At 51.8% G+C, this 26,329-nt stretch carries 26 protein-coding genes and 1 other RNA gene; 11 read left to right on the top strand and 16 right to left on the bottom strand.

Features of this window, described 5'->3' with window-relative positions:
• Window positions 1-110: 110 nt before the first annotated feature.
• Together EDM58_RS02595 and EDM58_RS02590 are read right to left on the bottom strand one after the other, a co-directional pair.
• On the bottom strand, window positions 111-845 hold the full coding sequence (locus EDM58_RS02595; protein ID WP_023554681.1) for a LytR/AlgR family response regulator transcription factor: 735 nt from the start codon (window positions 843-845) through the stop codon (window positions 111-113).
• A complete protein-coding gene (locus tag EDM58_RS02590; RefSeq protein ID WP_023554682.1) occupies window positions 845-2,596 on the bottom strand; it encodes a LytS/YhcK type 5TM receptor domain-containing protein in 1,752 nt (583 codons plus the stop codon). Before EDM58_RS02590 ends, EDM58_RS02595 begins: the two co-directional genes overlap by 1 nt.
• 132 nt (window positions 2,597-2,728) lie before the next feature.
• On the opposite strand from EDM58_RS02590, the gene asnB reads away from it, so the two are divergent.
• Complete coding sequence (gene asnB / locus EDM58_RS02585; RefSeq protein WP_122911928.1) at window positions 2,729-4,576, top strand: asparagine synthase (glutamine-hydrolyzing); 1,848 nt, start codon at window positions 2,729-2,731, stop codon at window positions 4,574-4,576.
• Between the two features lie 42 nt (window positions 4,577-4,618).
• Here the strand turns inward: asnB and EDM58_RS02580 are convergent, their stop codons facing one another.
• From EDM58_RS02580 to rnpB, 4 genes are all read right to left on the bottom strand, one after another.
• Window positions 4,619-5,167: a hypothetical protein gene (locus EDM58_RS02580; protein ID WP_122911927.1), complete on the bottom strand. Its 549-nt coding sequence runs from the start codon at window positions 5,165-5,167 to the stop codon at window positions 4,619-4,621.
• 58 nt (window positions 5,168-5,225) lie between these two features.
• Window positions 5,226-5,672 (bottom strand): hypothetical protein, encoded by a 447-nt coding sequence (locus EDM58_RS02575; RefSeq protein WP_122911926.1) that lies wholly within the window; start codon window positions 5,670-5,672, stop codon window positions 5,226-5,228.
• Between the two features lie 143 nt (window positions 5,673-5,815).
• Window positions 5,816-8,161, bottom strand: a complete 2,346-nt coding sequence (locus tag EDM58_RS02570; protein WP_246000492.1) for an S-layer homology domain-containing protein — start codon at window positions 8,159-8,161, stop codon at window positions 5,816-5,818.
• Window positions 8,162-8,367: 206 nt separating this feature from the next.
• Window positions 8,368-8,755, bottom strand: an RNA gene (gene rnpB / locus EDM58_RS02565) — RNase P RNA component class B.
• A 140-nt stretch (window positions 8,756-8,895) separates the two neighbouring features.
• Here rnpB and EDM58_RS02560 point away from each other — a divergent pair.
• Together EDM58_RS02560 and EDM58_RS02555 are read left to right on the top strand one after the other, a co-directional pair.
• A complete protein-coding gene (locus EDM58_RS02560; protein ID WP_122911925.1) occupies window positions 8,896-9,201 on the top strand; it encodes an iron-sulfur cluster biosynthesis family protein in 306 nt (101 codons plus the stop codon).
• Window positions 9,202-9,213: 12 nt separating this feature from the next.
• Window positions 9,214-9,747: a gamma carbonic anhydrase gene (locus tag EDM58_RS02555; protein WP_122911924.1), complete on the top strand. Its 534-nt coding sequence runs from the start codon at window positions 9,214-9,216 to the stop codon at window positions 9,745-9,747.
• Between the two features lie 73 nt (window positions 9,748-9,820).
• Here EDM58_RS02555 and EDM58_RS02550 read toward each other — a convergent pair whose 3' ends face one another.
• On the bottom strand, window positions 9,821-10,501 hold the full coding sequence (locus tag EDM58_RS02550) for a DUF1385 domain-containing protein (RefSeq protein ID WP_122911923.1): 681 nt from the start codon (window positions 10,499-10,501) through the stop codon (window positions 9,821-9,823).
• A 76-nt stretch (window positions 10,502-10,577) separates the two neighbouring features.
• Between EDM58_RS02550 and yfkAB the strand changes: the two genes are divergently transcribed.
• The gene (yfkAB, locus tag EDM58_RS02545) at window positions 10,578-11,693 is read left to right on the top strand and encodes a radical SAM/CxCxxxxC motif protein YfkAB (protein WP_122911922.1); all 1,116 of its coding nucleotides are present in this window, start codon (window positions 10,578-10,580) and stop codon (window positions 11,691-11,693) included.
• Window positions 11,694-11,725: 32 nt separating this feature from the next.
• Complete coding sequence (locus EDM58_RS02540) at window positions 11,726-11,986, top strand: alpha/beta-type small acid-soluble spore protein (protein WP_122911921.1); 261 nt, start codon at window positions 11,726-11,728, stop codon at window positions 11,984-11,986.
• A gap of 65 nt (window positions 11,987-12,051) precedes the next feature.
• Here the strand turns inward: EDM58_RS02540 and EDM58_RS02535 are convergent, their stop codons facing one another.
• The 4 genes from EDM58_RS02535 to EDM58_RS02520 form a co-directional block, all read right to left on the bottom strand.
• Complete coding sequence (locus EDM58_RS02535; protein ID WP_122911920.1) at window positions 12,052-12,240, bottom strand: hypothetical protein; 189 nt, start codon at window positions 12,238-12,240, stop codon at window positions 12,052-12,054.
• Window positions 12,241-12,345: 105 nt separating this feature from the next.
• A complete protein-coding gene (locus tag EDM58_RS02530; RefSeq protein WP_122911919.1) occupies window positions 12,346-13,137 on the bottom strand; it encodes a carbon-nitrogen family hydrolase in 792 nt (263 codons plus the stop codon).
• 143 nt (window positions 13,138-13,280) lie between these two features.
• Window positions 13,281-13,667: a LysM peptidoglycan-binding domain-containing protein gene (locus EDM58_RS02525; RefSeq protein WP_122911918.1), complete on the bottom strand. Its 387-nt coding sequence runs from the start codon at window positions 13,665-13,667 to the stop codon at window positions 13,281-13,283.
• Between the two features lie 190 nt (window positions 13,668-13,857).
• Complete coding sequence (locus EDM58_RS02520) at window positions 13,858-15,396, bottom strand: fumarate hydratase (protein WP_122911917.1); 1,539 nt, start codon at window positions 15,394-15,396, stop codon at window positions 13,858-13,860.
• Between the two features lie 183 nt (window positions 15,397-15,579).
• Between EDM58_RS02520 and EDM58_RS02515 the strand changes: the two genes are divergently transcribed.
• Complete coding sequence (locus EDM58_RS02515; RefSeq protein ID WP_122911916.1) at window positions 15,580-17,592, top strand: beta-propeller domain-containing protein; 2,013 nt, start codon at window positions 15,580-15,582, stop codon at window positions 17,590-17,592.
• 80 nt (window positions 17,593-17,672) lie between these two features.
• Window positions 17,673-18,359 carry a tetratricopeptide repeat protein gene (locus EDM58_RS02510; protein WP_122911915.1) on the top strand — a complete coding sequence of 229 codons (687 nt, stop codon included), beginning with the start codon at window positions 17,673-17,675 and terminating at the stop codon, window positions 18,357-18,359.
• 78 nt (window positions 18,360-18,437) lie between these two features.
• Here EDM58_RS02510 and EDM58_RS02505 read toward each other — a convergent pair whose 3' ends face one another.
• The 3 genes from EDM58_RS02505 to EDM58_RS02495 all read right to left on the bottom strand — a co-directional run bounded on the left by EDM58_RS02505 (window position 18,438) and on the right by EDM58_RS02495 (window position 20,547).
• A complete protein-coding gene (locus EDM58_RS02505) occupies window positions 18,438-19,130 on the bottom strand; it encodes an MBL fold metallo-hydrolase (RefSeq protein ID WP_122911914.1) in 693 nt (230 codons plus the stop codon).
• Window positions 19,131-19,215: 85 nt separating this feature from the next.
• Window positions 19,216-20,007 carry an ABC transporter ATP-binding protein gene (locus EDM58_RS02500; protein ID WP_122911913.1) on the bottom strand — a complete coding sequence of 264 codons (792 nt, stop codon included), beginning with the start codon at window positions 20,005-20,007 and terminating at the stop codon, window positions 19,216-19,218.
• Window positions 20,008-20,202: 195 nt separating this feature from the next.
• On the bottom strand, window positions 20,203-20,547 hold the full coding sequence (locus tag EDM58_RS02495; protein WP_122911912.1) for a carboxymuconolactone decarboxylase family protein: 345 nt from the start codon (window positions 20,545-20,547) through the stop codon (window positions 20,203-20,205).
• A 148-nt stretch (window positions 20,548-20,695) separates the two neighbouring features.
• Here EDM58_RS02495 and uvsE point away from each other — a divergent pair, with 148 nt between their 5' ends.
• The 4 genes from uvsE (at window position 20,696) to EDM58_RS02460 (ending at window position 24,835) form a co-directional block, all read left to right on the top strand.
• Window positions 20,696-21,616, top strand: a complete 921-nt coding sequence (gene uvsE, locus EDM58_RS02490) for a UV DNA damage repair endonuclease UvsE (protein ID WP_122911911.1) — start codon at window positions 20,696-20,698, stop codon at window positions 21,614-21,616.
• Window positions 21,617-22,010: 394 nt separating this feature from the next.
• Window positions 22,011-22,508: a hypothetical protein gene (locus EDM58_RS26110; protein WP_246000491.1), complete on the top strand. Its 498-nt coding sequence runs from the start codon at window positions 22,011-22,013 to the stop codon at window positions 22,506-22,508.
• 326 nt (window positions 22,509-22,834) lie between these two features.
• On the top strand, window positions 22,835-24,355 hold the full coding sequence (hutH, locus tag EDM58_RS02465; protein ID WP_122911908.1) for a histidine ammonia-lyase: 1,521 nt from the start codon (window positions 22,835-22,837) through the stop codon (window positions 24,353-24,355).
• A 69-nt stretch (window positions 24,356-24,424) separates the two neighbouring features.
• Complete coding sequence (locus tag EDM58_RS02460; RefSeq protein ID WP_183187382.1) at window positions 24,425-24,835, top strand: thiol-disulfide oxidoreductase DCC family protein; 411 nt, start codon at window positions 24,425-24,427, stop codon at window positions 24,833-24,835.
• A 6-nt stretch (window positions 24,836-24,841) separates the two neighbouring features.
• Here EDM58_RS02460 and EDM58_RS02455 read toward each other — a convergent pair whose 3' ends face one another.
• Both EDM58_RS02455 and EDM58_RS02450 read right to left on the bottom strand, forming a co-directional pair.
• Window positions 24,842-25,762, bottom strand: a complete 921-nt coding sequence (locus EDM58_RS02455; protein WP_122911906.1) for an aldo/keto reductase — start codon at window positions 25,760-25,762, stop codon at window positions 24,842-24,844.
• Between the two features lie 42 nt (window positions 25,763-25,804).
• Window positions 25,805-26,314 carry an acyl-CoA thioesterase gene (locus tag EDM58_RS02450; RefSeq protein ID WP_023554708.1) on the bottom strand — a complete coding sequence of 170 codons (510 nt, stop codon included), beginning with the start codon at window positions 26,312-26,314 and terminating at the stop codon, window positions 25,805-25,807.
• Between the last annotated feature and the right edge of the window lie 15 nt (window positions 26,315-26,329).

Here is a 26,329-nt window from a genome sequence, read left to right as displayed (position 1 = left end):
CTTACGTTATTATAGAAGATTTCGCAAAATTCGGATGATTTTTTGCGCAACATGTCGACTTGCCTGCGTAACATGCAAAAAATCCCATCTGATCAGATGGGATTGTCGAACTATCCTTCCAGTTTTTTCAGGAGGTCTTTGACTGCCGAGCGGGAAACCGGAATACGGAGTTGTTCTTCGTTTTTCAAGATGAGGTTGTAGGCGCCATTAAACCACGGCTCCAATTCTGACACGTACTGCAGATTCACCAGGTAGCTCTTGTGTGTGCGATAGAAATCGTACATTTGCAGCTTTTCCTCCAATTGCAGCAGCGTCATCCGCGCTGTGTAAACCTGCTTCTGGGTATGGATCCGAACATTCCGCTCATCTCTGACGGCGTAAACAATCGTCGCCGGATCAATGACCACAAGTCGGTTATTTTCCTCGACCAGCAGCTTGGCACCGAGTTTGAGCGGTGCGACCTGCTCGGTCTTGTTTTTTTCCAGCCGCTCCCGCACTCGCTGCATGGTATCCCGCAATCGGGTCGGTTCGGTCGGCTTCAACAAGTAATCAACGGCATGCAGCTTGAAGGCATCTACTGCGTACTCCTCATACGCTGTTGAAAAGACGATCAGGGGCTGTTCTTTTCGAGCAGCCAGCATCCGCGCTGCTTGTCCCCCTTCCACTTCCGGCATCTTGATGTCGAGGAACACCACGTCCGGCTTGTACTCCTCGACCATCTCCAGCAATTCTCTACCGTTCGTCGCAAAAGGCAGCAGTTCGACATCTGCTTCCTGCTGCAGCAAGTAATAAAGTTCTTCCCGTGCGAGTCGCTCATCTTCCGCAATCATGACTCGAATCGGCATCAAGCACTCTCCTCTCCAGACAATGGTAGGCTGAAAGTGACGACACATCCCCCCTCCGCTTTATTGTAATAGAGCAATTCGGCATCAGGACCTCTCAGGCTGACGAGCCTTTGATTGACATTGTGGACGCCGATTCCGTTGCCGTCCTCGCTGTCTGTCGGTACTTTCCCCAGAATCGCCAGCTTCTCGGCGGGGATGCCCGCACCATTATCTTCGATGCTGATGATAACCTGTCGCGGCTGCCTTTTTACGTGCAGCAAAATCTCTCCCCCGATCGGCATGTCGCGCAATCCATGATGGATGCAATTTTCAATCAAAGGCTGCAAGGTGCCTGGCGGGATCAGGGCATCTTCTACTCCTTCGTCGACTCGGCAGCGAACTGCGAACTGTTCAGAAAAACGGATTTTGATAATTTCCAGATACGCGTATAAATGGTCCAGTTCTTGCCTGACCGAGATCAAAGGACTTGAGGTCAGCTTGAGATTGAGGCGCATAAAAGTGCCAAGCTGGATCGTCATATGTCTGGCCAGCTGTGGATCGATGCGGATCAGCGTAACGATCGAATTCAGCGTGTTGAAGAGAAAGTGAGGATGGATTTGAGCCTGCAGCATGCGCAGCTCCGCGTCTTTCATCAGGCTTTTCATCTTTTCTGTCAATGCCAGCGTCAACTGATTGGACAATAAATTGCTCAGTCCTTTCGCCAGGGCCTCCTGCACCTTCCCGATCTGCTGCGGTCTGCGAAAATACAGCTTGATCAGTCCCACTACACTGCCGCCTTCCCGGATCGGGACGAGGATCGCCGCTTGCAGCGGACAGTTGCTTTTTGTACAGGAAAGCACTTCCCGATTCAATCCTTTTTGAATAATACCCGTGTAAAGGACCCGGCGATTCAATTCCCCTCGTATCGCTTCTCCCGCCAAATGGTGGTCGCCGCCTGCTCCTACATGGGCCAAAATTTGTTCCCTGTTCGTAACGGCCACCGCGGCAGCATTCACTTCATGCTGGAGGAGCAAGGCTGCTGCATGAGCCGTCTGCGGCGTCAACCCCATTTTCAGATGAGGCAGTATGCGTTCTGCTATGGTAAAAGCCCGTTCCGCCTCCAATGCCGCTTTGCGATCCTCTTCCTTTAGCGCGATCTGGATCATCGTAGTAAAGACGGCAATCGAGATGCTGTTCGTCAGAACCATCGGAATTCCAACCACATTGACGACCGTTTTGACCAAATCAGGAGGTCCGGCCAGTATGAGCATAAAAGACATCTGGATCACAGGTGCGAACATGCCGATGAACAAGGCCTTCGACGGTGAAATAACCCGCTCCTGTGAAAAAAATCGCGCGACATAGCCGGCGAGAAGGCCGGTAATCGGGATGGACAAGCCGATGGGCAACGCTGCGAATCCCCCGAGTCCGTATACATGTGCCCCTGCGATCAGTCCGGCTCCCAAACCGACCAGTGGACCGCCCAGAAGCCCCCCGATGACCACTCCGACCAGCGTAGAGTTGGCGATCATCTCCCGCTCGGCAAGCGAAAAGATCCAGAATGCCGGCATATATGATTCTTCATTGACGACGATACCCGCATAAGTCCCTGCCACTCCAAACAACCCAAACATCAGTGAGTAGAGAATCGAGGTGCCCATGTGGATTTCCCGATCCAGCACCTGGCGAAACAACGGGATTCGCGTGAGGAGAAAGGCAAAAGTAAGCAAAATCCCCATTCGTTCAATGAGCATAATGGTTAAATTGTCCACTTGAACCTCCCATTTCCAAACCGACTTTCTACTATTTCCCTCTTTTTTTCATTTTCCCTTCTGGACAGACAAATCGCCTGGGCATTCTGCATAGGCTGAGTTTGCAATCGCTGCAGGGAAAGGATGATGACGATGTGTGGAATTACCGGATGGTTGGATTGGGAAAAAGACCTTTCCCAGGAGCAGCCTGTTTTGCAGAGAATGACGACGAGGCTCACTTCACGGGGGCCTGACGCGGAAGGCTATTGGTTCCATACGCATGTTGGGCTTGGGCATCGACGTCTCATCGTCGTCGATCCCGCAGGAGGACAACAGCCGATGACTTCCCTCCATCGGGAGCAGGCATGTACGATGGTCTACAACGGGGAATTGTACAATACAGAGGATCTGAGACAGGAGCTGCTCGCTTCTGGACATTCCTTTCGCTCTCATTCGGATACGGAAGTCCTGCTGCATGCCTATCTGGAATGGGGCACGGATTGTCTGAAGCGGCTTAATGGCATTTTTGCCTTTGCGATCTGGGATGAGAGCGCCCAGCGATTGTTTCTGGCACGTGATCGCATGGGAGTCAAACCGCTATTTTACGCCCAAAGAGGCAATTCGTTCCTGTTTGCTTCTGAGCTGAAGGCATTGCTCGCCCATCCAGAGGTGAAACCGGTCCTCTCCCGGGAAGGTCTCGCGGAGGTTTTCGCTCTAAGCCCTTCGCGGACGCCAGGACACGGCGTATTTCATAACGTCCACGAGGTGCGGCCCGGCTATATGCTGACCGTGACACGGGATCGGCTCCGTCACCTTCGCTATTGGCAATTGGAAAGCCGCCCCCATTCCGATGACCTCGAACGGACGGTACAGACGGTAAGAGAGCTGGTAACGGATGCTATACAGCGTCAATTGGTGGCCGATGTACCCGTGTCAACCTTGCTGTCCGGCGGTCTCGACTCCAGTGTCATCACGGCTGTCGCCGCTTCCAGCTTCAAACAGCAGCAACGGGGGACGCTTTTTACCTATTCGATCGATTATATAGATAACGCGCAACATTTTGAATCCAACACCTTTCAGCCCGACGAAGACGCCCCCTACATTCAGAAGGTATCCGAATTTTTGGGGACGCAGCACCGCACGATCACCTTTGATACCGAGGATCTGATCGATTCCCTGCGCACGGCCACTCTTGCCCGGGATCTGCCTGGCATGGCGGATATCGATGGCTCCTTGTATCTCTTTTGTCGAGAGATTAAAAAGGAGACAACCGTTGTTCTCTCCGGGGAGTGTGCCGACGAGGTGTTTGGCGGCTACCCTTGGTTCCATCGCGAAGAAATGCTTTTCGCGAACACTTTTCCTTGGGCGCGCGCGACGCAGGAACGCGCTGCCTGGCTCTCGCCCGAGCTGCGGGATTGGGTGAAGCCACAGGAATATGCAGCGAGGCGTTACGAGGAGACATTGGCTGAGGTCCCTGCCTTGCCGGGTGAAAATCCATTAGAGGCCCGCCGCAGGGAGATGTTCTACCTCAATCTTGCTTGGTTTATGAACACGCTGTTGGACCGCAAAGATCGGATGAGCATGGCTGCCAGTCTGGAAGCGCGCGTCCCGTTTTGCGATCATCGGATTGTAGAATACGTCTGGAATATTCCCTGGGAGCTGAAAATGTACGGCAACCGCGAAAAGGGCATCCTGAGAAAAGCAATGGAGGGCTGCCTGCCGGACGAGGTTCTGTACCGAAAGAAAAGCCCCTATCCCAAAACTCATAACCCTGCGTACACGGAAGCAGTTCGCTCGTGGCTGCTGCAGATTCTGGATGATTCGACCTCTCCCCTGCTTCCCCTCATCGACGTACCTGCCATTCGGCAAATCGCAGCCATGGACGCCAAAGCCTCCGGCATCCCCTTTTTCGGTCAATTGATGAGCACGCCGCAATTGTTCGCGTTTCTCGCTCAGTTGGATTATTGGCTTCGGGAGTACCGCGTCACCATCCAGCATTAAGCTTGGACAAAAAAAGGACAGAAAAACTCCTCTCCCCGGACTTTACGGGGGTTTGAGGAGATTGTTTCTGCCCTTTTGATTTTTCTTCCGCTGATTTCTCTTCCGCTGGTTTCGCGTGTGTGCAGTTGATGCACCCTCTGCACGGTAGCGCAGATCGTATTCACAATTGGAGCGTTTCATGATGGTAAAAGAGACGGTGTTCCCGGAACGGATGAACCGGTAATCGACACGGACGTTCTTGCTTCCTCCGCTCAAGACCGCCGAAATGACCTTCTGGTTCGGACCGTTCTTCCTCCATTTCAAGGATTCAACCTTCATCGGAAGCGGAGGATAGACCCGATAGGGCACACACAGCTTTCCTTTAACCAGGCGAAGTCGCAGATTGCGAATCATCCTCTCCGTCAGCTTGATCCCCCAGTACCGCCGAAAAATTCGAGATATTTTCCGTTTGCTTCCATAACGTTCAGGGAGCGGCGTATAATCGACGCCATTCACGGTATAGACAGGCTTCCCCCTTGGTGACGCGGCAATCTGTGTCCATACTTGTTCAGCCTGGTCGATAAACTGCTTGAACTGGCGCAACTGATCCACTGTTTTCACCTCCTCCTTAAACCCTATGGAGAAAGGCTCATGCTAGTACGCCCTTTTGCTACCCCATTTTTTTGCCGCCTTCCTCCCAGGGGTAATTGATGGATTGTGGCTTGCGAATCAAGAGTCTCACCAGGAGATACACGACATAGTAAAGAAGAGCGGGAGCTGCCCCTAGCCATATCCACTCCTTAATCTTGGTCAAGCTGAATAAAAGTAAGATCAAAAGCATGCCAGCTAACGCATAGCAGATGATGTTGACGAGGTAAAAGATAATCGAAGAACGGCGGAAGATCCGCTTCGTGATGGTGTCAATCAAAATCGAGCAAGGTATGCCCCCGAGCAGATAAACTGGTGTTGCATAAATGAGATAGATGAACACAAGGGAAGAAAAAGACATGTAAGACGTGCTCGGCTGGCGCTCAGCAACCGGTGTGTGTTGAAGATAAGCCAAAATGACGCAGAAAATGATGGATGAAAGAAGGGCGGACAACAGTCTTCTCAGCATTTTTTCCTCCGCTCACAAGTATATAAGATGACGTAAAGCTTCTTATTACCTTACCTTACGCGATTCAGGTATGTTTCTCCAGATAAAAAACGACCGCTTCCCTTAATGTAGGGGAAACGGCCATCTTCTTTACCTTCTATTCGTTATCGTTTCAATACTACGATGGCGTAGACTTGCCCATCTGCTTTGGTCCACAGATCGATTTTATCTGTTTTTTTCAGATCGTCTTCGTCCATGTCAGAGCCGTCGTAATATTTTACCTTCGCATCTTCAGCCAGCTTCAGGCTGGTGGAGACATCCTCGAAAAAGACGTACTTGTCACCATTGACGCGGGACTCGATGCCGATGAATTTCACTTTTTCTTCCGCTTTTTTCCCTTGCGCGGTTGCTGCCGTTACTTCCTGGTCGCGATTCAGCGTCAATGTCGCATAGAAGAACTGCTCCAGATCTTCGACCGCATCCTCTTCGCTAACATCGTATTTTTTGCCGTCCAGGACGATTTTGGCGGATGTGATCTCTCCGTTGTCCTTTCGAATCTCCACTTCTTCTACGAGACCGCTGACCGTTTTCAGCGCGCCGGAAATCGCTTTAACCTTGCCGTCGCTGTCGAGCGTCAGTGTGTATTCCTTGTCGTTGGTTGCAGCGTTGTTGTCAATGCTGACTCCAGAGAGCAATTCGTACACTTTGCCGTCTACCGTGATTTTATTTCCGGATTTTTTCGTCACATAGCCTTTGACTGTCTGGCTCTCTACTTCCAGCTCCACAATATCGTTGGTTCCCACATTGTATTTCCAGGAGACGATACGGTAGTCATCGAGCTGATTCGCCTTGATCGCAGTGGCGGAAACACGTTTGCCATCGATGGTCAGCTTGGCTGTAGCGAGCAGGTTGTACGTTTTCTTGTCGACCTTGATCGTCGCCAACTTCACAGGCGGACCAGCCTGATAAGCGGTTGTGCTTCCAATCACTTTATTGCCCGCCACTTTTGTGCCCTGCTCGACTTTCTTCAATTGGCCATCCTCGTCAAAGGTCAGAATGGCGATTTTGCCGTCCTGCAATTCGTCGAGTTCGTCTACTTCCTCATCGTCCACGATCAGCTCTGTGTCTCTGGTTACTTCGTACTCTGCATTTCCGATCAGGATGAGATTTTCATCCGTGTCGACTTTGATTGTCTCTGTTGCGCTCAACTTGGTGTAGACGACAGTACTTACTTTGCCATCCACATCGAGCGTCAGTTCTACCAGGTCACCTTTTTCCATATCCGTAAAAGAACCGGCTACCTCTTTGGCTTGAGGATGCGCTTTTCCTTTCACGGTCGCGCCGCTGGCAAGTACGTATGTCTCGGAGCCCACCTTCAGCTCTTTTTTGGCATTGGTCCCGCTGACCGCCGAGATTTTCTCGATCAGGCCGGACGTCGTATTTTTGGAGAATGTAATGGACTCGACTCTTCCGTCATCTCCCAATACAGCTACGAATTTTTGTCCAATCTGGGAGCGCGTCACGTTTACTCCGTTGACGACCTCCAGGACAACCTCTTTGCCATTCACAATCGCCTTGAACTGTTTCTCATCCCCGACCTTCGTGCTTGCGTTGAGTCCTGTTTTGACTACTCCTTCGACGATTTGAGAATCTGCAGTCGAAACGATGAGAAAATCAATGTTCCCTTTTTTCAGCAGGTATTCAACCTGCGCTCCCACTACGATATTGCCGTACACCTGGGCTTTGTCGTCAATGGTGATTTCATCCTTCTGACCCGTAATCTTCAGCTTTTTGGTCGTTTTGTTGTACGCGGAGACGATCCCTTTTACCACTGGCAGCTTTTGATTGGTGCCATCCGCATTGCCGTTGCGGTCGTAGTAGGCGCCATTGGCATACACCGGCGTCTCCATGAAACGGCTGGTATACTTCGCTACGGTGTCACGCTGGGCGGCAGCAGTCGGAGTTTCGGCCGACTCGTAGATTCCGGTCTTATTGGCTTCCAGAAGGTACGGATAATACCATTCGCCAACCGTAGGCGTACTCACGTTGATTTTGAGCCCTTGTACAAATACTGTCAGTGCTTCTGCAATTTTCACGTTGTTGTTTGGTTTGAAAGTCCCGTCCGGGTATCCTTTGATGATCCCTTGGGAGACTGCGAGATTGATGTATCCTGTTGCCCAGTGATCCGCAGGCAAATCTTTGAAAACTGTCGAACCTTGGAGCAGCCGTGCTTGCTCGTCGGTATATCCCATTGCCAGTACAGCAATTTTCGCAAACTCGGCACGGGTTACTTCCTTTTTCGGCCGGAATGTTCCGTCCGTATAGCCTTTCAGGACTCCGGCGTAATTCAGCTTGAGAATCGAATCCTTGTTGGCGTTTTGAGCGATGTCGGACAATGGCAGAGACGTAGCAGCCAATCCCATGTTGGGCAGTGCCAGCATCCCCATCAGGACAGCAACGGCCATCCCGGTCTTACAGGTTTTCGCAGATAGTGCTTTCCATGTTTTCACAATTAACCCCTCCGAATAATCGATGGATAAAGAACGCTAAGACTAAATTTGGTTAAGCGCTCTATTTGACGTCGTTCTTTCTCGAAAGGTTGCGGTTTTCTTTTGGAAAATATTTCTGAGGAGTTTTGGAGGTGGAAAATATGATGTACAAACGTAAAAAAACCGCCTGATCATCAGACGGTTTTGCGTTCATATCCAGCAGGAAATGCTGTAAGCCAGGTTCTGTCTCTCCCGTGCTGCAAGCGGGACAAGTCCCTCGCACTAAGAGCGGTAGTCATCTATCTATGGTGCCTCAGACACCATCCGTCCCTCCGTTTGATTCCTTTGGGACGGTTCCCCTACCAAATTTGGGTTTCTCGCTCGCAGGGTTTACCGCGTTCCATCTTTCCTGTCGCCAGGAAAGCTACGTTTCTGTGGCACTTTCAGCGTACTTGGGCCTCAGAGAGAGCCCTTTCCACGCCGTCAGCGAAGCGCGAGCCTCACTGCCCTGGTTTGCACCAGGTACGAACACTCCAAGCATCTCAGCCTGGGCGAGCCTGGACTTTCCTCTACCGCCAACCGGAAAACCGGTTGCGGCAGCGACTACCCGCATTTCCTGCACATCTCGAATTTGTATTCTTACTCTACCACACACCTGTTCGCAGGTCAACAAGCGACTCTTGGCTGCACTGCCAAATTGTTCCCCTCACTTCACTGTAGTACAATAGGTATCGGGCAATGAGGAGGGATATGAAATGATCATTACACCTTATGCTGCGGCTCGCCTCTCATGGATGATCGCCGAAGAGCCCGATGCAGACGAGCTCGGGATCAGGCTCATCATGACCACGACGGGATGCGGCAGCTACACCTACAGCATCGCCATTACCGAAAAGGACGAGAGCGATCGCGAGCTGGATGTGAGCGGCATTCGCCTGTTTTATAAACATACAGAAGAAGATCAGCTTGCGGGCATCTTGATTGACTGCGACGCGGCGACCAACCGCTTTTCCATCAGCCATAGCTTGCCGCTGCAAACAGATTGTCCGCACATCAACTGACAGGAGGCTACCATGCTACTGCTACCATTTGAAAACATCGAACCTCGTATCCATTCATCTGTTTTTCTCGCCAAAGGCGTTGTCGTCTCAGGTGACGTCGAGATCGGCGAGGATTCCTCGATCTGGTACAATTGCGTCATCCGCGGCGATATTGCCCCGACCGTAATCGGCCGCCGCGTCAGTGTGCAGGACAACAGCACCCTGCACCAAAGCCCGAACAACCCCCTGATCCTCGAGGATGAAGTCACCGTCGGCCACAACGCTGTCCTGCACAGCTGCATCGTGCGCCGCGGGGCCTTGATCGGGATGGGAGCAATCGTCCTCGACAGAGCCGAAATCGGCGAAGATGCCATGGTCGCCGCAGGCGCGCTCGTCCCACCAGGTATGAAGGTTCCGTCGCGCACGCTCGTCGTCGGATCGCCTGCCAAGGTAAAACGCGAGCTGACCGAAGAGGACTTCAAAGAATTGCGACGCATCCGCCAATCCTATGTGGACAAGGGAAAAACATACCGCAAATTGGAAGAAAATCCGCTCGTCCGCAAATAACGCTTCGCCGGACCGCGAAAGAAAAGCCGTTCTGCTCAGGATATGCAGACGGCTTCTTCGTTTTCCTTGCTGATCATGCTGCTTCTTTTGCAGTTGTATCGCGAATATGTTCATACAAGAGATAAGAGCGAATCGCGGTTTCAAGGTGCAGTCGATCCGGTTCTTTGGTGGTAAAATGCTTTTGGGAAAAGGCGGAAAGCTGGTATATGAAACGGAACGGCTTGCGCAGGTAGCGATCCCCGAACATTCCGGCCAGCATCAGCGCTCCCCCGCTTACAACGCTCCATTCCAGCGGGAGAAAAGATACGGCCAGCAAAAATCCGGTAAAAAACCAGATGACCAAATTCGTGGAGCAGCCGTCGTTGATGATATTGGCCCGGGCAATCTCGCCAAGCGCCTCCATAGACTTCCTTCCCTGATAGCTGAACACTTTATGCTCAGCTCCATGGAATTTTTTTAATCTGCGAGGAAATACGAAGTGAAATCCTGCCAGGTAGATGGCAATCCATGCTGGATTTACAATTGCCCAGGAAGGCTTGAGAAAAGCCGCCATCGCATAACAGGCAAGGAACAGATGGAAAACCTGGTAATACCAGGGGAAAGAGAAAAAGATCCGGTACCAGAGCTTGCCGATCGTTCGCAATGTCATTTTTTCCGCCCACAGGTGGATCACGCCGTCTTTTACTTCGGCACAAGCGAGAACGTTGCGATCATGAAAAAGCACTCCGCGGCCAAATGATATTCCCATAATCATGATGAGCTATTCTCCTCCCGTCCCCAAGTCGCTATAATAAGAAAGTATGTTTACGTAATTGAAGGAGGTCCACCCAGTGATTCGCATGGTTCCAAATACTCCTCTGACACCCGCTCAAGATCCGTGGGAGCCGTTGCAAGCAGCAACTCCGCCCGCTTATCGCTTGACGAGCGTCGAATTTACCGTCACCAATCTATGTAATCTTCGCTGCGAGCATTGCGCAGTCGGAGAAACGCTTCGATACAAGGATGATCCTTTTTTGCCCATTGACTTGATCCTGCGTCGTCTGGATGAGGCCAAAGATCTGCGTACTCTCAGTATAACAGGCGGCGAGCCGATGTACAGCGAACGGACCGTCAAGGAAGAGATTCTGCCGCTCTTGAAATACGCGACCGAGCGAGGCTTGCGTACACAGATCAACTCCAATTTGACGATGCCCTTTTCCCGTTACGAGCTGATTCTCCCTTACATAGATGTCATGCATATCTCCTGGAACTGGACGACTCCTGAGGAGTTCCATTCTATTGTTTACGCAAAAGCACCTCGGGAGGTTTCAAGCAAACAGGCAGAAAACCTGTTTGTTCAGATCATGGAAAATGCGCAAAAGCTGGCTGAAGCGGGAGTTTTTGTATCCGCAGAAACCATGTTGAACCACCGGACTGCACCGAAGCTGGATATTCTGCACCGCCAGATTCAGGAAATGGGAAGCAAACGCCATGAGATCCATCCGATGTACGCAAGCGACTTTGCCCGGGATCTTTCCGTCCTCTCCCTGGATGAACTTCGCGACAGTATTCATCGCTTGCTTGATATTCGCAACGAGGAGCTGTGGATGCTGTTCGGGACGCTCCCCTTTTTCGCTTGCAGCCCTTTGGAAGCAGACAGAGAACTGGTTCATCGCTTGCGTCACAGCAAAAATGTGACGGTTCGCAATGATCCGGATGGTCGCAATCGCTTAAATGTGAATGTCTTCACAGGCGACGTGATCGTAACTGATTTCGGTGACGTAGAGCCGCTTGGCAACATCCAGCATGAGCCATTGCAGTCGATGTTCGACCGCTGGCAGAACCATCCGCTGAACCAGACGATTAATTGCTATTGCCCAAGTGTCGCCTGTGCCGGCCCCAATCTTCTTGTCGCCAATACTTACTACCAGGGAACGGACTTTACCAAGCGCAAGGCAATCCTCTAAGTCGGGCAGACTATGCCCAGAGGTGAGGCACGATGAGCAGACGCAGAAGACCGCTTGTTCCCCATGCTCGTGCAGGATTGGATGCCTTGAAAGCACGAGTCGCAAATGTGAGCGACCCCGACCAGGCGAAATTCGAGGTGGCCGAAGAGTTGAGCGTTCCTTTGCAGCAGGGCTACAATGGCCAGCTAAGCGCTCATGATGCAGGGCGTGTCGGAGGACAGCTCGGCGGAAAAATGGTCAAGGAAATGGTTCGCATGGCGCTCGAAGCCGCGAGTCAAAAGGATCGTCTGTAGGGATCTGGGAGATCAACAGAAAGCACCCCGCTGTTTTTTCAAACACGGGGTGCTTTTATGCATGATCAACGCATACGGTCCAATTTTTTGGCGCTTGGCTTACGCGGTCCAAGCATGGTGCGACTGATAGTGTTTACCTTTTGAAAAGAATCAAATACCTGATCTAGCACCTCCACAAGCTCGCGTATTTGCACGACTTTTCCATAAACACCTAAAAAATGATGCCGCACATTTTTTCCATTCAGCCCGAACAAGTCCGCACCTCCTCCTCCATCTTCTACTGCTACCTTATGCGGATAGAGCGGAAGTGGAAATGGGGGAGTGCAGTGCCATGCGCCCATTTTTTCTTTTCCAAATCGTTAGAAGGTATATAAGCGGGGACGCCGGTCATCATAGACTGGGATGCGGCTCCGCACCTCATCTACCAGGGACAAGTCCAGCTCAGCCCTGACGATTTCCTCCTGCTGCATGCCTTCCGCTACGATTTCCCCCCAGGGATTGACAACCAGGGAATGGCCGCAGAACATGTTGCCGCCCCCTTCCCCTACGCGGTTGCAGGCGACGACGTACATCTGGTTTTCGATCGCCCGAGCGATCAGAAGCTGCCTCCAATGGTCCAGTCTGGGATGCGGCCACTGAGCCGATACGAATAGAACTTTTGCGCCTCTCAGGGCGTGCAGCCGAATCCATTCGGGGAAGCGGATGTCGTAGCAGATCAAAGAAGCAACGCATTGATCGTCGAGGTGAAGGATCCCCGGCTGATCCCCGGCTGACATGTATTGATCTTCCTTCATCAAGCGGAACAGGTGAACTTTGGAGTAGGTTCCGGCCAGTTGCCCATGCCGATCATATGTATAAGTCGTATTGTAGACTTGTCCCGCTCGTTTTTCAGCGATCGAACCGCCAATGAAGTGACAGTTGAGCTTTTGTGCCACTTCCTTCAGCACGCTATGGGCCCGCTTTCCTTGTGAATCAGCGATCTCTCCCAACTTCTCGAGATCATACCCGGTGTCCCATAATTCCGGCAAAATGACAGCATCTACACTTTCCCCTCGCGCCAACACATCGGCGAGGCGTCTTACGCTTTCTACGTTTTGCTCAGGCTGACCAAAAGCGATGTCCATCTGGAGCATCGCCACCTTCCACTTCATAACGTTCCCCCCTGATCCTCTATTTCCTCCATCGTAGCCTTACCCCGAATAGAGATCAAGTGAAAACTAGATAGAATAGTATGAAAAATAAAAACACCCAAAGACATGATGTCTTCAGGTATTTTGGCTATAGAAGAAAACTTCTACGTGCGGGGCGTCGTGGTCGGACGCGGTGACGGTGTGGTGGTCGGACGAGGACGAGGTGTTGGCGCAGGACCGGGCATGCCGCGCTCCAGACGTGTAACCCTTGCTTCCAGACGATCCACACGCCTGGTCAAATCATCTACCCGGTCGTCCACTCTGGTAAAATCGGAGCGCAGGGCATCCACACGATTTTCCACTCTTCTCAATCGACGCTCGACATCACTAGTGGGAGATTCAGGTGAAGTAACAGGGATGTAGATATTCTGTCCTACATAGATATAATACGGATATGCGATATTGTTGACGCGGATCAACTCTTGTACAGGAACACCGAAACGAGCAGCGATACTGTTCAGCGTATCGCCGGCACGGACGACATAGTTCACGAATAGCCCCTCCTCCAGGTTTATCTTTCGCTACTAACCTATGCCCACCCGCCCGATCCGGAGATAAACCAATACCCATTTTTTCTCAAATAGTCAAATGCCTATGATTGCAGCCGTTGCGGGCGGTACCTTGTCAAGGCTAAAAAAACACTCTGGCACGACAATTAGTGCCAGAGTGTTTTTGTGATTCTTATTTGAATACCGGTGCAGCAAATTCTGCCAATTTTTCGAGCGAGGATTTTTCCACATCAGCATGCAAGCTGTTGCCGTGCGCATCCATAGTGACGATCGCGGCAAAGCCTTTTACGCGCAAATGCCACATTGCTTCCGGAATACCGAATTCCAGGAAATCTACACCTTCCACTTTCTCCAGGCACTCAGCATAATACTGAGCTGCCCCTCCGATAGCGTTGAGGTAAACAGCGCCATGTTCTTGCAGTGCTTTCAAGGTTTTGGCTCCCATTCCGCCTTTTCCAATGACAGCGCGAATGCCGAACTTCTTGATGATCTCGCCTTGGTAAGGTTCCTCACGGATGGAGGTGGTAGGACCTGCTGCCTTGACATGCCATTCTCCTGCTTCGTCCTTGAGCATGACGGGACCGCAGTGATAAATGATGCCGCCATTCAGATCTACTGGACAATCGTTTTCCATCAGATAGCTGTGCAAAGCGTCGCGTCCTGTGTGCATCTCTCCGTTGATGATGACCACATCGCCCACTCTCAGGCTGCGAATCTGCTCCTCGGAAATCGGTGCTTGCAGGACAACCTCGCGACGCTCAGGCTGTGCAGCTTCGCTTGCCGCTGCCGCTGGAGTCAGATCCATCGCTACTTCTTCATCTTTGTACAGGTAGCGGAGGATTTCGCCTGTCTCTGCGTTGAGGCGTACACCTTGACGGCGGAACGCCCAGCAGTTGTAAGCCACGGAAACGAAGAAGCTGGCTGGCAGACGGTTTTCTACGCCGATTTTGCAACCGAGCAAGGTCGCGTTTCCGCCGAAGCCCATCGTTCCGATACCCAGTTGGTTCGCGGTTTCCATGATGTAGTCTTCCAGTTTGGCCAGGTCTGGATTCGGGTTCACGTCATCAACGCGGCGGAACAGCTGATGCTTGGCCAACGCATAGCCAGAGGTGCGGTCGCCGCCGATTCCGACTCCGATAAAGCCCGCGCTGCAGCCTTGTCCTTGCGCCTGATAGACGGCGTGCAGGATGCACTTGCGGATGCCGTCCAGATTGCGTCCCACTTTCCCCAAGCCTTCCAGCTCACAGGGCAGCGAATACTGGATGTTCTTGTTTTCACAGCCGCCGCCTTTGAGGATCAGCTTGATCTCGATCTCATCCTCTTCCCATTGCTCGAAGTGAATGACCGGGGTACCAGGTCCCAGGTTGTCTCCTGTGTTGTGCCCAGTCAAGGAATCGACAGAGTTGGAACGCAGCTTCCCTGTTTTGGTTGCTTCTGCAATAGCTTCTTTGATCGCTTTTTTAATGATGAGCTGGTTGACTCCGACTGGCGTTTTCACTTCAAAAGTCGGCATGCCTGTATCCTGGCAGATTGGCGATACATTTTCTTCTGCCATCACGATGTTCTGTGCGATCGTGGCCAGAGAAAGTGCTGCACGAGTGCCCAAATCTTCATTTAATTTTGCTGCATTGACGGCACGACGCACGTCAGGCGGCAAGTTCGTGGAGGTATCCGTGATCAGCTCCAGAATGCTTTGCTTCAAGTTTTCCATCTATGACGCCCCTTTAGACGAAGTGGTGTGATTGGTATCATAAACCGCCTATAATTATAGCACATGCCATCCCCCGTGTCCGTAGATTATGGTCCTCCGAGTGTGAAACATTTGATCGCGGCTGCCGTCTTATGTGATAAGTATAAGGAAATTCTTAGCAGATAGAGAAAAAGGGGGATCAGCATGAAAAAAAGAAGTTGGGTCTGGTTCATTGCATCAGCCCTTGTTCTGACGACAACAGCCTTTGCGGTAGCGGGAAGTGCGGACAGCGCGGATAGCTCTGACAGCGCCGACAGAGAGGTGGAGGCAGCCTACATCGAAAAGGATGGATTGCCTGTCGTCGGCTCGTATGAAAACTTGAAAAAGCTGTTGGAAAAGGATCTCCAGCAGCAAAAGCTGATGTACAAAACCACCGTCGCAATGGAGTCCGCGCCGGTAGCCGGCAGCGCCGAACCGCAGTCAGCTCCGGCAGTTGCCAATGTCGCAGAATCTGCTGCCGCTGACTACTCGACAACCAATGTCCAGGTCCAAGGCGTTGACGAAGCTGATGTGGTCAAGACGGACGGAAAGTACATCTATCAAGCCACTTCAAACGAGATCCGGATTGTGCAAGCTGATCCGGCCGGCAAGATGCAGCTGGCAAGCCGCTTGAGCTATACGGAGGGAACGTTTGAACCATTGGAATTGTACGTGGATGAAAACAGGCTGGTCGTAATCGGACAGTCTTTTGAGACGCTTGCCATAAAGAAAAACGATTCCGCCAAAAAGGTAAAAATCGCTCCTGGCTATCACAATCTGCATGTAGAAATGCTAAAAGCCCAGGTCTATGACATTACAGATAAACAAAAACCAAAGCTGACACGCGAGCTAGAGATGGAAGGAAGCTATTTGTCATCCCGCAAAATCGGAAGCAATCTGTATCTCGTCGCCAATCATCGCATCAATACCTTCCAGATCATGGAGGACCAAGGCGATCCTGCTCCGATGTACCGCGATCAAGCTCCCGACAAACAAGCAGAACCCCAAAAGCTTCCGTATAGTGACATTCATTATTTCCCGGAAAGCCTGGCACCCAATTATCTGATGGTGGCAGGAGTCGATTTGGATAATCCCAACCAGAAGATGACCGTACACTCCTATCTGGGCGGCGGTGAAAATATGTACGCCTCTCCAGAAAATCTCTATGTCGCCGTAACCGAATACAAAAACGAGGCTCCGAAGCGGAATATGCCATCTATAGAGTCCAGTCCGGTTCCCCTAGACGAATCCGTGAATACGACCTTGTACCGTTTCAAGTTAAAAGACGGCTCATTGAAATTTACAGGAAAGGGCTCTGTTCCTGGTAATGTTCTGAATCAGTTTTCCATCGACGAACATGACGGTTATTTGCGCATCGCAACGACGAGCGGCAGCATCTGGCGCACAGATGAAGGAACCTCTAAAAACAATCTGTACGTTCTCGACAAGGACCTGAAAATCCACGGAAAACTGGAAGGAATCGCTCCAGGGGAAAAAATCTACTCGGCCCGCTTCATCGGAGACCGCGCGTACATGGTAACATTCAAGACTGTCGATCCCCTGTTCGTAATCGATGTCAAAAAACCGGATGCACCACGTGTTCTGGGGGCTTTGAAAATTCCAGGCTACAGCGATTATCTCCATCCGTATGACGAAAATCACCTGATCGGCTTTGGCAAGGAAGCGGAGGCAGAAAAAGACATCGCCTATTATCAAGGCATGAAAATCGCTTTGTTTGACGTGACAGATGTAGCCAATCCAATCGAGAAGTTCAAGACGGTCATTGGCGATCGCGGAACCGATTCGGAGCTGTTGAGCAACCACAAAGCCTTGCTTTTCTCCAAGGAGAAGGAACTTCTCGCTTTTCCCGTAACCGTTTATTCTCTTAGCAGCGAGGAAAAGGCAAATCGCAGGATACAAGATTACGGCCGCTTCTCCTTCCAAGGCGCCTATGTATACCGTCTCAATTTGCAGGAAGGCTTCGTCCTGGACAGCACCATTACCCACCTGACAGCCGAAGATTCCCTAAAAGCCGGCCATGACTGGTATGACAGCGAAAAAAACATCAGACGCATTCTGACCATCGGCGATACGCTTTACACCGTATCGAACAGCCTCATCAAGTCGCAGAGGCTTGAAGACCATCGACCGATCGGCACACTGAGCCTGACAAAATAGCGGTAATTCTCTGTCGCGCAACCGGGTTCTGTGCTAAGATGAACAGGTAAACGTAGCAGGAAGAAAGGGTGTCACCGCACATGGAATATTTAAACCTGAATCTGACTTCAACAATCGCGGGATTGGCGGTCGTCCTATTGGTCATGTTTGCGCGACTTCACTGGCCCTTCCGCTATCAATATATCTCCCATCTGTTCAAGAGCCGCACCGAGCAGCGATTGCGTTGGCTGGATGTCTCTTACCGCAAGAATCGCGCCCGCTCCGTAGCGATGCTGGATAAATCGACCTATGAAATCCTGATCGGCAATTACGAGCTGGCAGAAAAATATATTGTACAGGGATTGAACGTCTGCAAGGAACGTCCCTCTCTCTTTAACCAGGCGATGATTCACTATCTGTTTTACAACCTGGCGATCGTGTACTATTCGTCCGGACGCTATAGCGAAGCGTTGGAAGTGGCCTTCCGCGTCTACCAGCGCGACCAGGGCATGACCGATTCGCTGGCCGTTATCGCTTGCGCCCACGCAAGACTTGGCGAAGTGGAAAGCGCGCAGGAAGCGTTTAAATTGATCTCCGGGAAGCGCTCGGCACGAGATTGGCGGCTGTTCTGTCTCGCCGAGATCGAGGCCGCGAAAGGAAATTACGAGCACGCGCTTGCACATTTGCGTCAGTTAATGGGCAAATCGTCCCATCTCTTGCACCTGAACCGGGCTGAGCTGGAAAAACGGCTGGAGGAATGGCAGAAGGCGTCTACCCAGGCAAGCTAGTTCTTTCCACAAAAAGGAAAACACCGCAAAAGCCGATTACAGAGGCTTTGCGGTGTTTTTTGATTCATTCGGATATCGTTACGACTGCCTGGCAGCCTCGATCAAGCTTTGCAAGAACGGTGTGATCTCCCCACTGAGGATCGGACCGTGACCCGTAGCCAGATAATCGATTGGCCATTCCAGCAGGATCTCCAGCCCTTCTGCATATTCGCGCGCGCGCTCAGGTTCCTGCTGTGCCCATATCTGAATCTGCTTGTGATAAGCCGTGCGGACTTCCGGTTCTTTTCCCACAATATCTCCCAAAGGTGCCTCTCTGAAGCTCAGATGATCGCCGACAAAACACACTTTTGTCTTCGGATCATAAAACGCCACTGAGCCCTCCGTATAAAAAGAGAGTTGCCGAAACTTCAAGGACGAAAGCTCTCCCCCGCTCCCAGTAAACGTGTGACCGAACAAGGTCTGGGAAAAATCGTCCAGCTCATAATAATCATCCAGATGAATCCAGTTGTTGCGGGAAGGAAACAGATCGGCATTCCCGATATGGTCCGCACTTCGATGTGTAAAATAGACATTCTCGATTTTTCCGGGTATCGCCCCGATCCCCTCCAGCGCTTGCTGAAAATACTTCCGATGCTTGCGAAGTTGGGAATCGATCAGCACAAAAGAATCACCTTGTTTGACTACATAACTGTTAATGTAACCCTGCCAGGCCTCCTCGTAGGTAATAATCGCCCAGGTGGAGTCAGCTATAGGTGCAGTCACATTCGTCATGCCTCCATCTCTCCTCTCCTCCCAGATAAAAGTTGCTTACTGATAGTATACACAAACATTTGGTTTCGTGATGTTGTGACACGTATTAGCGGATGACGGCTTCTTCTCCGATGCTGATCCAGGAGCGCCCCTGGGATTGGCGAATATCCACCGGCACGCCGAAAAAGGTCGTCAGGACATCAGGGGTCAAAACCTCTGTCGTCTTGGCCGCCGCTGCTACGGCCCCATCCTTGATCAGAAGCGTGTGCGTAAAGCAGGGAAGTATTTCTTCAATATGATGCGTCACGTACAACAGCGTTGGTCCGTCAGGCTGGCTTGCGATCTGCTCGATCATCGCCAGCAATTGCTCACGGGACAACAAGTCGAGGCCCGTACACGGCTCGTCCAGAATCAGCAGGCGCGGCGAAGCCATCAATGCTCGTGCGATCAGGACCTTTTGCCGCTCGCCTTGGGACAGCGCGCGAAACGGGCGATTTTTCAGCTTGGAGCAGCCGAAGGTATCCAACAGCTCCGATGCTTTGGCAAGATCCTCATCACTCGGTGTCGTATAGAGCCCAATTGTCGCTTCCCTGCCGCTCAGAACTACCCGAAAAGCCGTCTCGTGGTCATGCATCTGTGCGATCAGAGCCGTACTTACCCAGCCGATCGATTTTCGCACTTCCCGCACATCCACTTCACCGTACCGGTTTCCCAGGACATGTACCTCCCCCCGTGTTGGCCAGGTGTATCCGCAGAGGATCTGGAGCAGGCTGGTTTTCCCCGAACCGTTCAACCCGACTATACACCAGTGCTGCGATTCCTCGACCCGCCAGGTGACATCGCGCAAGATGGTCGTCTCATCCCGCTTCCATTCGACGTTCTTCACATCAATGACCATCATGTACCCCCACTCTATTTATCGATTCGTCCATAATATCTAATAATTATGAGTATACCTGTCATTTTGGCAGCAAGCAATTCTATTATCTGCCTTGAACAAGTGTCAAGTGTCGTCAATTTGAATATTCCTTCATTTTTTCTCGGCAAAATAAATACAAAGCTCCTGCTGGTCCCAGAGCTTTGTTTCATGATGCTACTGCATGTTGTCCTGCTTTTCGCGCAGGACTTCCTGAATCAAAACCACACCGTGAGCGAGTGTCGTACCGCCGCCGAAAGCCCCTGCGACTGCCACTGTTTCTGCAATCTCCTTCTCGGTAATGCCTTCTCCCAGTGCAGCCTCCAGGTGATAGACGATGCAGTGTTCGTTGCCAGCAAACAAGGAAATGGCCAGAGCCTGCAAATGCTTTTCCTTGACCGACAATACCCCCGAAGCAAAGCACTGGCTTGTAAATTGATTGTAGGCTTGCAGAGCCTCTGGCAGCATCTCGCCGAACGCTATCAGTCCATCCCGATACTGTTGCGCTAATACATGCTCCATGTTCAATACCTCCTGAGGACTTACCCTTGGTTCTTGTACTGACAGAAATAAATCCCTGATAGTATCTCTACGCTGGGAACTTTTCATACGGGGTCGAACTACGGTTTTGGGAATACTAGGACTACGATGTTGCAAAGGAGTGGGCACCATGATTCGACTGGGCTATGCCTGCATCAGCGTAAAGAACAAGAACAACCCCAACAAAAAAACAACCGTCGCGCAGATAAACAAGCTGGAACCTGCCGCCCGGCTCAAAAAGCTGCGGCAAGTGATGCAGACCAACTTTTTCAACCTGATGGACTTGTTGGCGTACAATGTCGAGCATCAGATTTTCTTATATCGCTTGCCTTCTGAATTCGTTCCCTTGGCGACCCATCCTGTCACGGCAGATTGGAACTGGGCTGAAGAGTTTGCCTGGGATTTTCGAAAGGCTGGCGAGTATATTCGCAAGCACAAGATTCGTGTCACGGCACATTCCGGACACTACAGCATCCTGAATACGGACAAGCCCTCCGTACTCCAATCTACAATCGACGATTTCCGTTATCATGCGCGGGTATTCGATCTGTTGGGGCTCGATGACAACTCAGTATTGGTGACACATGTCGGTGGTGTGTATGAGGATCGAAGCGCTGCACTTGATCGCTTCGCAGCAAATTTTGAGCAACTCCCCACAGAAGTAAAGAGGCGGTTGGTCGTGGAAAATGATGATGTGTCTTTTACCATGGTCGAAGTGCTGGAGCTTTGTGAAAGAATCGGTGTTCCCATGGTGCTCGATATTCATCACCACAAGTGCCTGTCCAATGGCGAGGATTGGGTGGAATATCTGCCGCGAATCATCGCTACCTGGGGGAACAGGACCCCGAAAATTCATGTCTCCTCCCCCAAATCAGAGGATGATTTTCGGGCTCACGCCGACAATATTGATCCAGAAGAATTTCTCTCCTACATGACGGCTTTGTCCGATTACGATCTCGATGTCATGCTGGAATGCAAAAATAAGGATGACGCATTGCTGACGCTGCGGCGAAATCTGGAAAAGCGTGGATTCAAGGGCGAAGCGTTGTGAAGGAAGTGAATGGAAAAAGGCGTGTGAACGGGTCGACCGTTTACGCACGCCTTTTTTCCTTGATTAGCAGCGGCAGCCACATTCGCAGCTATGTCCGGATGAGTGACCCGAAGAAGAATGCCTGCGATCCATGGAAGAGCTGCTTCCTTCATACATCTGACAACGCTCGTGATAATGACTCATTCTGCGCTTGTGGTGCTTGTAGAGCTTGCGGTATTCCCCGTACTTGCGCCGATTCTCGCGGTGCTCCTCGCATTTTCGGTGATAGTAGTCCATCCGGTCCTTGTGAAAATGCAATTTGAAGAAGTAAAGCTCGTAATCTCCACCGCGTCTTCCATGTGATTCGGGCGCTCTTTTGTTGGGTGAAGCATTTGGCGACATATAGTGAGGTGAATTGGGGCTGGATGGCATCCGGTTCGGCATGTTGGGACTGGACGGCCTGCGATTCGGCAGCATGGGGTTCGCCGGCATCCGATTCGGAGGCATTGGATTCGCAGGCATCCGATTCGGGGGCATTGGATTGGATGGCCGCAGATTCGGAGGCATCGGCCTTACAGGCATCCGATTTGGAGGCATTGGATTCATTGGCTTCGGCATAGGGCGATTCGGTGCCGGAATAATCGGTCTTTGCGGCATCGGACGGGTAGGCATATGTGGCGCCTTATGCCTTGGAATATTGGGGGATGGCATGTTCGGAGACGGACGCATCGGCGATTCTTTTGGAGACACATTAGGCGAAGGCATCGACGGTGACGGTCTGTTGGGAGATGGAAACGGCATACTCGACGAAGGCGGTTTGGGCATGGGCATTTCTTTTGGACGCCGGGGTGGCGCGGGTGGCACTTTACGTCGTTTTTCCAAAGATACTCACACGTCCTTTCGGGAGAACTGACACAGTACATGGTATGACGTTTATCCCGCTCAAGAAACGACACTTGCCCATATTCGCCAATTTGACTAAGCCCGTTTTTCGCAAACAGGTGCAGGTGCCGTGCCACCCCCCTCTTGACTGAACGCATGAATCAGGTAGAATAATGGAAAGCGCAAACATTTCCAAACATGTGAATAGAGGACGAAAGCGGGGAAATACGAATGCGGGGCAAACTGCCTATCTCGTTTTGTCATATGCCTATACAACCCAAGGAAGAGGGGCCAGGATCACAATGATCCTGCCCCTCTTCCTTTTTTCGTCCTCTGCTCTGCTAAAGGAGGAAAATCATGAAGTCTGATAAAACCGTTGTGAATCTGGATGGGAATAGCCTGTTCCTCGAACAGGTAGTCTCCGTCGCTTATGGGAAGAGTCTGATTGCAATCCCGGAAGCCGCGCTCTCCAATGTCCGCAAATCACGCAAGATGGTGGATGAGATGGTGAAGAAAAACCAAATCGTCTACGGCATTACGACGGGCTTTGGCAAGTTTTCCGATGTGATGGTCACAGGTGAGGAAGTAAGCCAGCTCCAGGAAAATCTCATCATGAGTCACGCATGCGGCATGGGAGAGCCATACCCGGTCGAAGTGGTCCGTGCCATGATGGCTCTGCGAATCAACGCGTTGGTAAAAGGCTACTCCGGAATTCGCGAGGAAACGCTTCTTCTGCTCATGGAAATGTGCAATCGCGGCGTTCATCCGGTCATTCCCCAGCAGGGATCGTTGGGTGCAAGCGGCGACCTGGCACCTTTGGCTCATATGGTCCTCGTCATGCTCGGCAAGGGGGAAGCGGAAGTAAACGGCCAACGCCTTCCCGGCCATGAAGCCTTGCGTGCAGCAGGTCTTTTGCCAATACGCTTGCAGGCCAAGGAAGGGATTGCCCTGATCAATGGAACGCAGGCGATGACCGCCCTGCTCTGCCTTTCTTTGCATGAAGCCCGCATCGTGATGGAGAGCGCAGAGGTAATCGCCGCGATGACGGTGGAAGCTTTGCACGGGATTCCCAAAGCGTATGATCCGCAATTGCACGCTGTTCGTCCTCATCCCGGCCAACAGGAGTCCGCACGTCGGCTGCTGCTCCATCTCCAGGGCAGCGAACGGACCACCGAGCCGGGAGAGCTGCGTGTCCAGGACGCCTACAGCCTGCGGTGCGTTCCACAAGTGCACGGTGCCACCAGAGACACCCTGGAATACGTATGGAAGACCGTCGAGCGCGAATGCAACAGCGTGACAGACAATCCGATCCTGTTCCCCGATACGGGAGATGTCATTTCCGGGGGCAATTTTCACGGTCAGCCGATGGCCTTGGCAGCTGATTTTCTGGCAATCGCGATAGCGGAGCTGGCTAATATCTCGGAACGGCGTACAGAGCGATTGGTTAATCCGCAATTAAGTGGATTGCCCGGCTTTTTGACGGAAAATGGCGGTTTGCACTCTGGCTTCATGATCACCCAATACGTCGCCGCCTCCATCGTCTCCGAAAACAAAGTGCTCTGCCATCCTGCTTCCGTCGACTCGATCCCCTCTTCCGCCAATCAGGAGGATCACGTCAGCATGGGAACGACTGCAGCGCGCAAGCTGCGGACCATCGTAGCCAACACGGCCAAAGTTCTCGCGATCGAATATTTGGCTGCAGCGCAAGCCCTCGAATTCGGGACTGGCAAACTTGGGCAAGGCACTGCCAAAGCCTATGCGCACATTCGAAGCAGCATCCCGCGGCTACACCAAGACCGCGAAATGCATCCTGACCTGGTCATGGCTGAACGCCTGATCTGGCAGGGGAAATTGGCCCGGATCATAGACGAGGCATAGGAAAAAGCTCCCCGCTTTGATATGATAAGCAAAAGAGCATTGATTCCTATTCCATGTGGAGGGTTCGACATGCCACATCAACCCGACTCGATCCTGTTATTTGACGGCGTTTGTCACATGTGCCACTCTGCCGTGCAGTTTGTGCTGCGGCATAATCGCGATCAGGACATCTTCTTTGCATCCCTGCAATCCGATATAGCCAAGCAATTGCTTGCCGCTCACGGTTATGCGGAAAATCGTCTGCAATCCGTCGTCTTTTTTGATGGAAATACACTCTATACCAAATCTGATGCTGCCTTGCAGGTCGGAAAAAAACTGGGCGGGGGATGGCGCGCCCTCAGTTTGCTTGGGCTAGCCATCCCCCGTTTTCTTCGCGATCCGGTCTATCTATGGATTGCCCGCAATCGCTACCGCTGGTTCGGCAAAAGCGAACAATGCTTTTTGCCCACCCCTGCGATGCGAGCGCGTTTTCTCGATTAGTTCTGCCTACAGCGGTCTTGCCTGCGGATGATCATCACGCACGAGCAGGGCCGCTTTTGCATTGGCTTCGACCTGCGCCGGGCTCTTGCTGCCCGGGATTACCGCCGTCACTGCCGGATGGTTGAGGCACCAAGCCAGGGCCCATTGCGCCATGTCTACGCCTTCCGGAACTTCTGTCCGCTGGATCTCCTCCACCTGCTGCAGGAGGTTCTTGACATGCTCGGGATCGTGGCGATGGCGGACGTCGTTACCCGCAAATACAGCACCCGGCTTGTACTTTCCGCTCAAATATCCGCTCGCCAACGGTACGCGCGCCAATACACCGAGATCCTGCTCCTCGCAAGAAGCAAATACCGCTTCTTCCGGCTTGCGATCCAATCGATTGTACACGACCTGAATGGTTTTGGCATTTACTTGCGAAGCGGAGGACGTTTGGTGCAGGTTGTCGTTCTTCGCAATGGACAGGCCAAGATGTCGAATTTTCCCTGCGCTCACCTGTTTGTCCAGCATCGTCCACAGCGCGTCGTTGTCAAACGCTTCATCAGGACCGGAATGGAATTGATACAGGTCGATATAATCCGTTTGCAGTGCTTTCAAGGATCGGTCGAGCTGCGCCAAAACCTCATCCGCTCCGTACTCATTGGTTCTTGTAAAGCGGTCGTGGAAATGATGTCCGAATTTCGTCGCGACGATCCAGTCTTCTCGCCGGTCTCGCTTCAGGTAATCACCGATCAGGCGCTCCGACAGATGATCGCCGTAGCATTCCGCCGTATCGATCAGATTAATTCCCAGCTCCTTCGCCTTATGTAAAATCTGATCTACTTCGGCCTGCGTAAAATCCATTCCCCATTCGCCGCCAAACTGCCATGTCCCGACTCCTACGACGGAAACATTCATTTCGGTTTTTCCAAGACGGCGGTACTTCATACGCCTCTCCCCCTTTTACCATCACTTGTTGGAGCTGTTTGCTCAAATCGTTTTTTTAATCGTCAGCTTATCGATGAAGGCTTGCGTGTTCTGCTTGCGCTCCTTGCGCATTTTTTTGCGTTCTTCTGCGGTATCCAACAGGTATTTTTCCGTTTCAGTTTCCGGAATCAACGGCGGAACCTCGGTGGGATTCCCGTCTTCATCCAGAGCGACGAATGTAAGGAACGACGTCGCCGTCAGCACCCGCTCACCCGTCCGCAAATTTTCAGCTACCACTTTTACAAATATTTCCATAGACGTTTTGCCAGTTGACGATACATATGCCTCCAGGCAGATCGACTGCCCCATCTTTACCGGGGCGAGAAAATCGATGGAATCGATCGACGCCGTCACGACTGGACGCCGTGAATGGCGCATCGCGGCGATAGCGGCTACTTCATCAACATAGGCCATCATCGTTCCGCCGAAGATGGTGCCGTGGTAATTGGTATCTGAGGGCTGCACCAGGGAAGCCTGGATCGTGCGCGATTCTTGTGTTGTTTTCCCTTTCATCACAGTGACTCCTTC

The organism is Brevibacillus panacihumi, from assembly GCF_003710985.1.
GTDB classification, from domain to species: Bacteria; Bacillota; Bacilli; order Brevibacillales; family Brevibacillaceae; genus Brevibacillus; species Brevibacillus panacihumi.
This window is presented reverse-complemented; position numbering and strand designations above follow the sequence as displayed.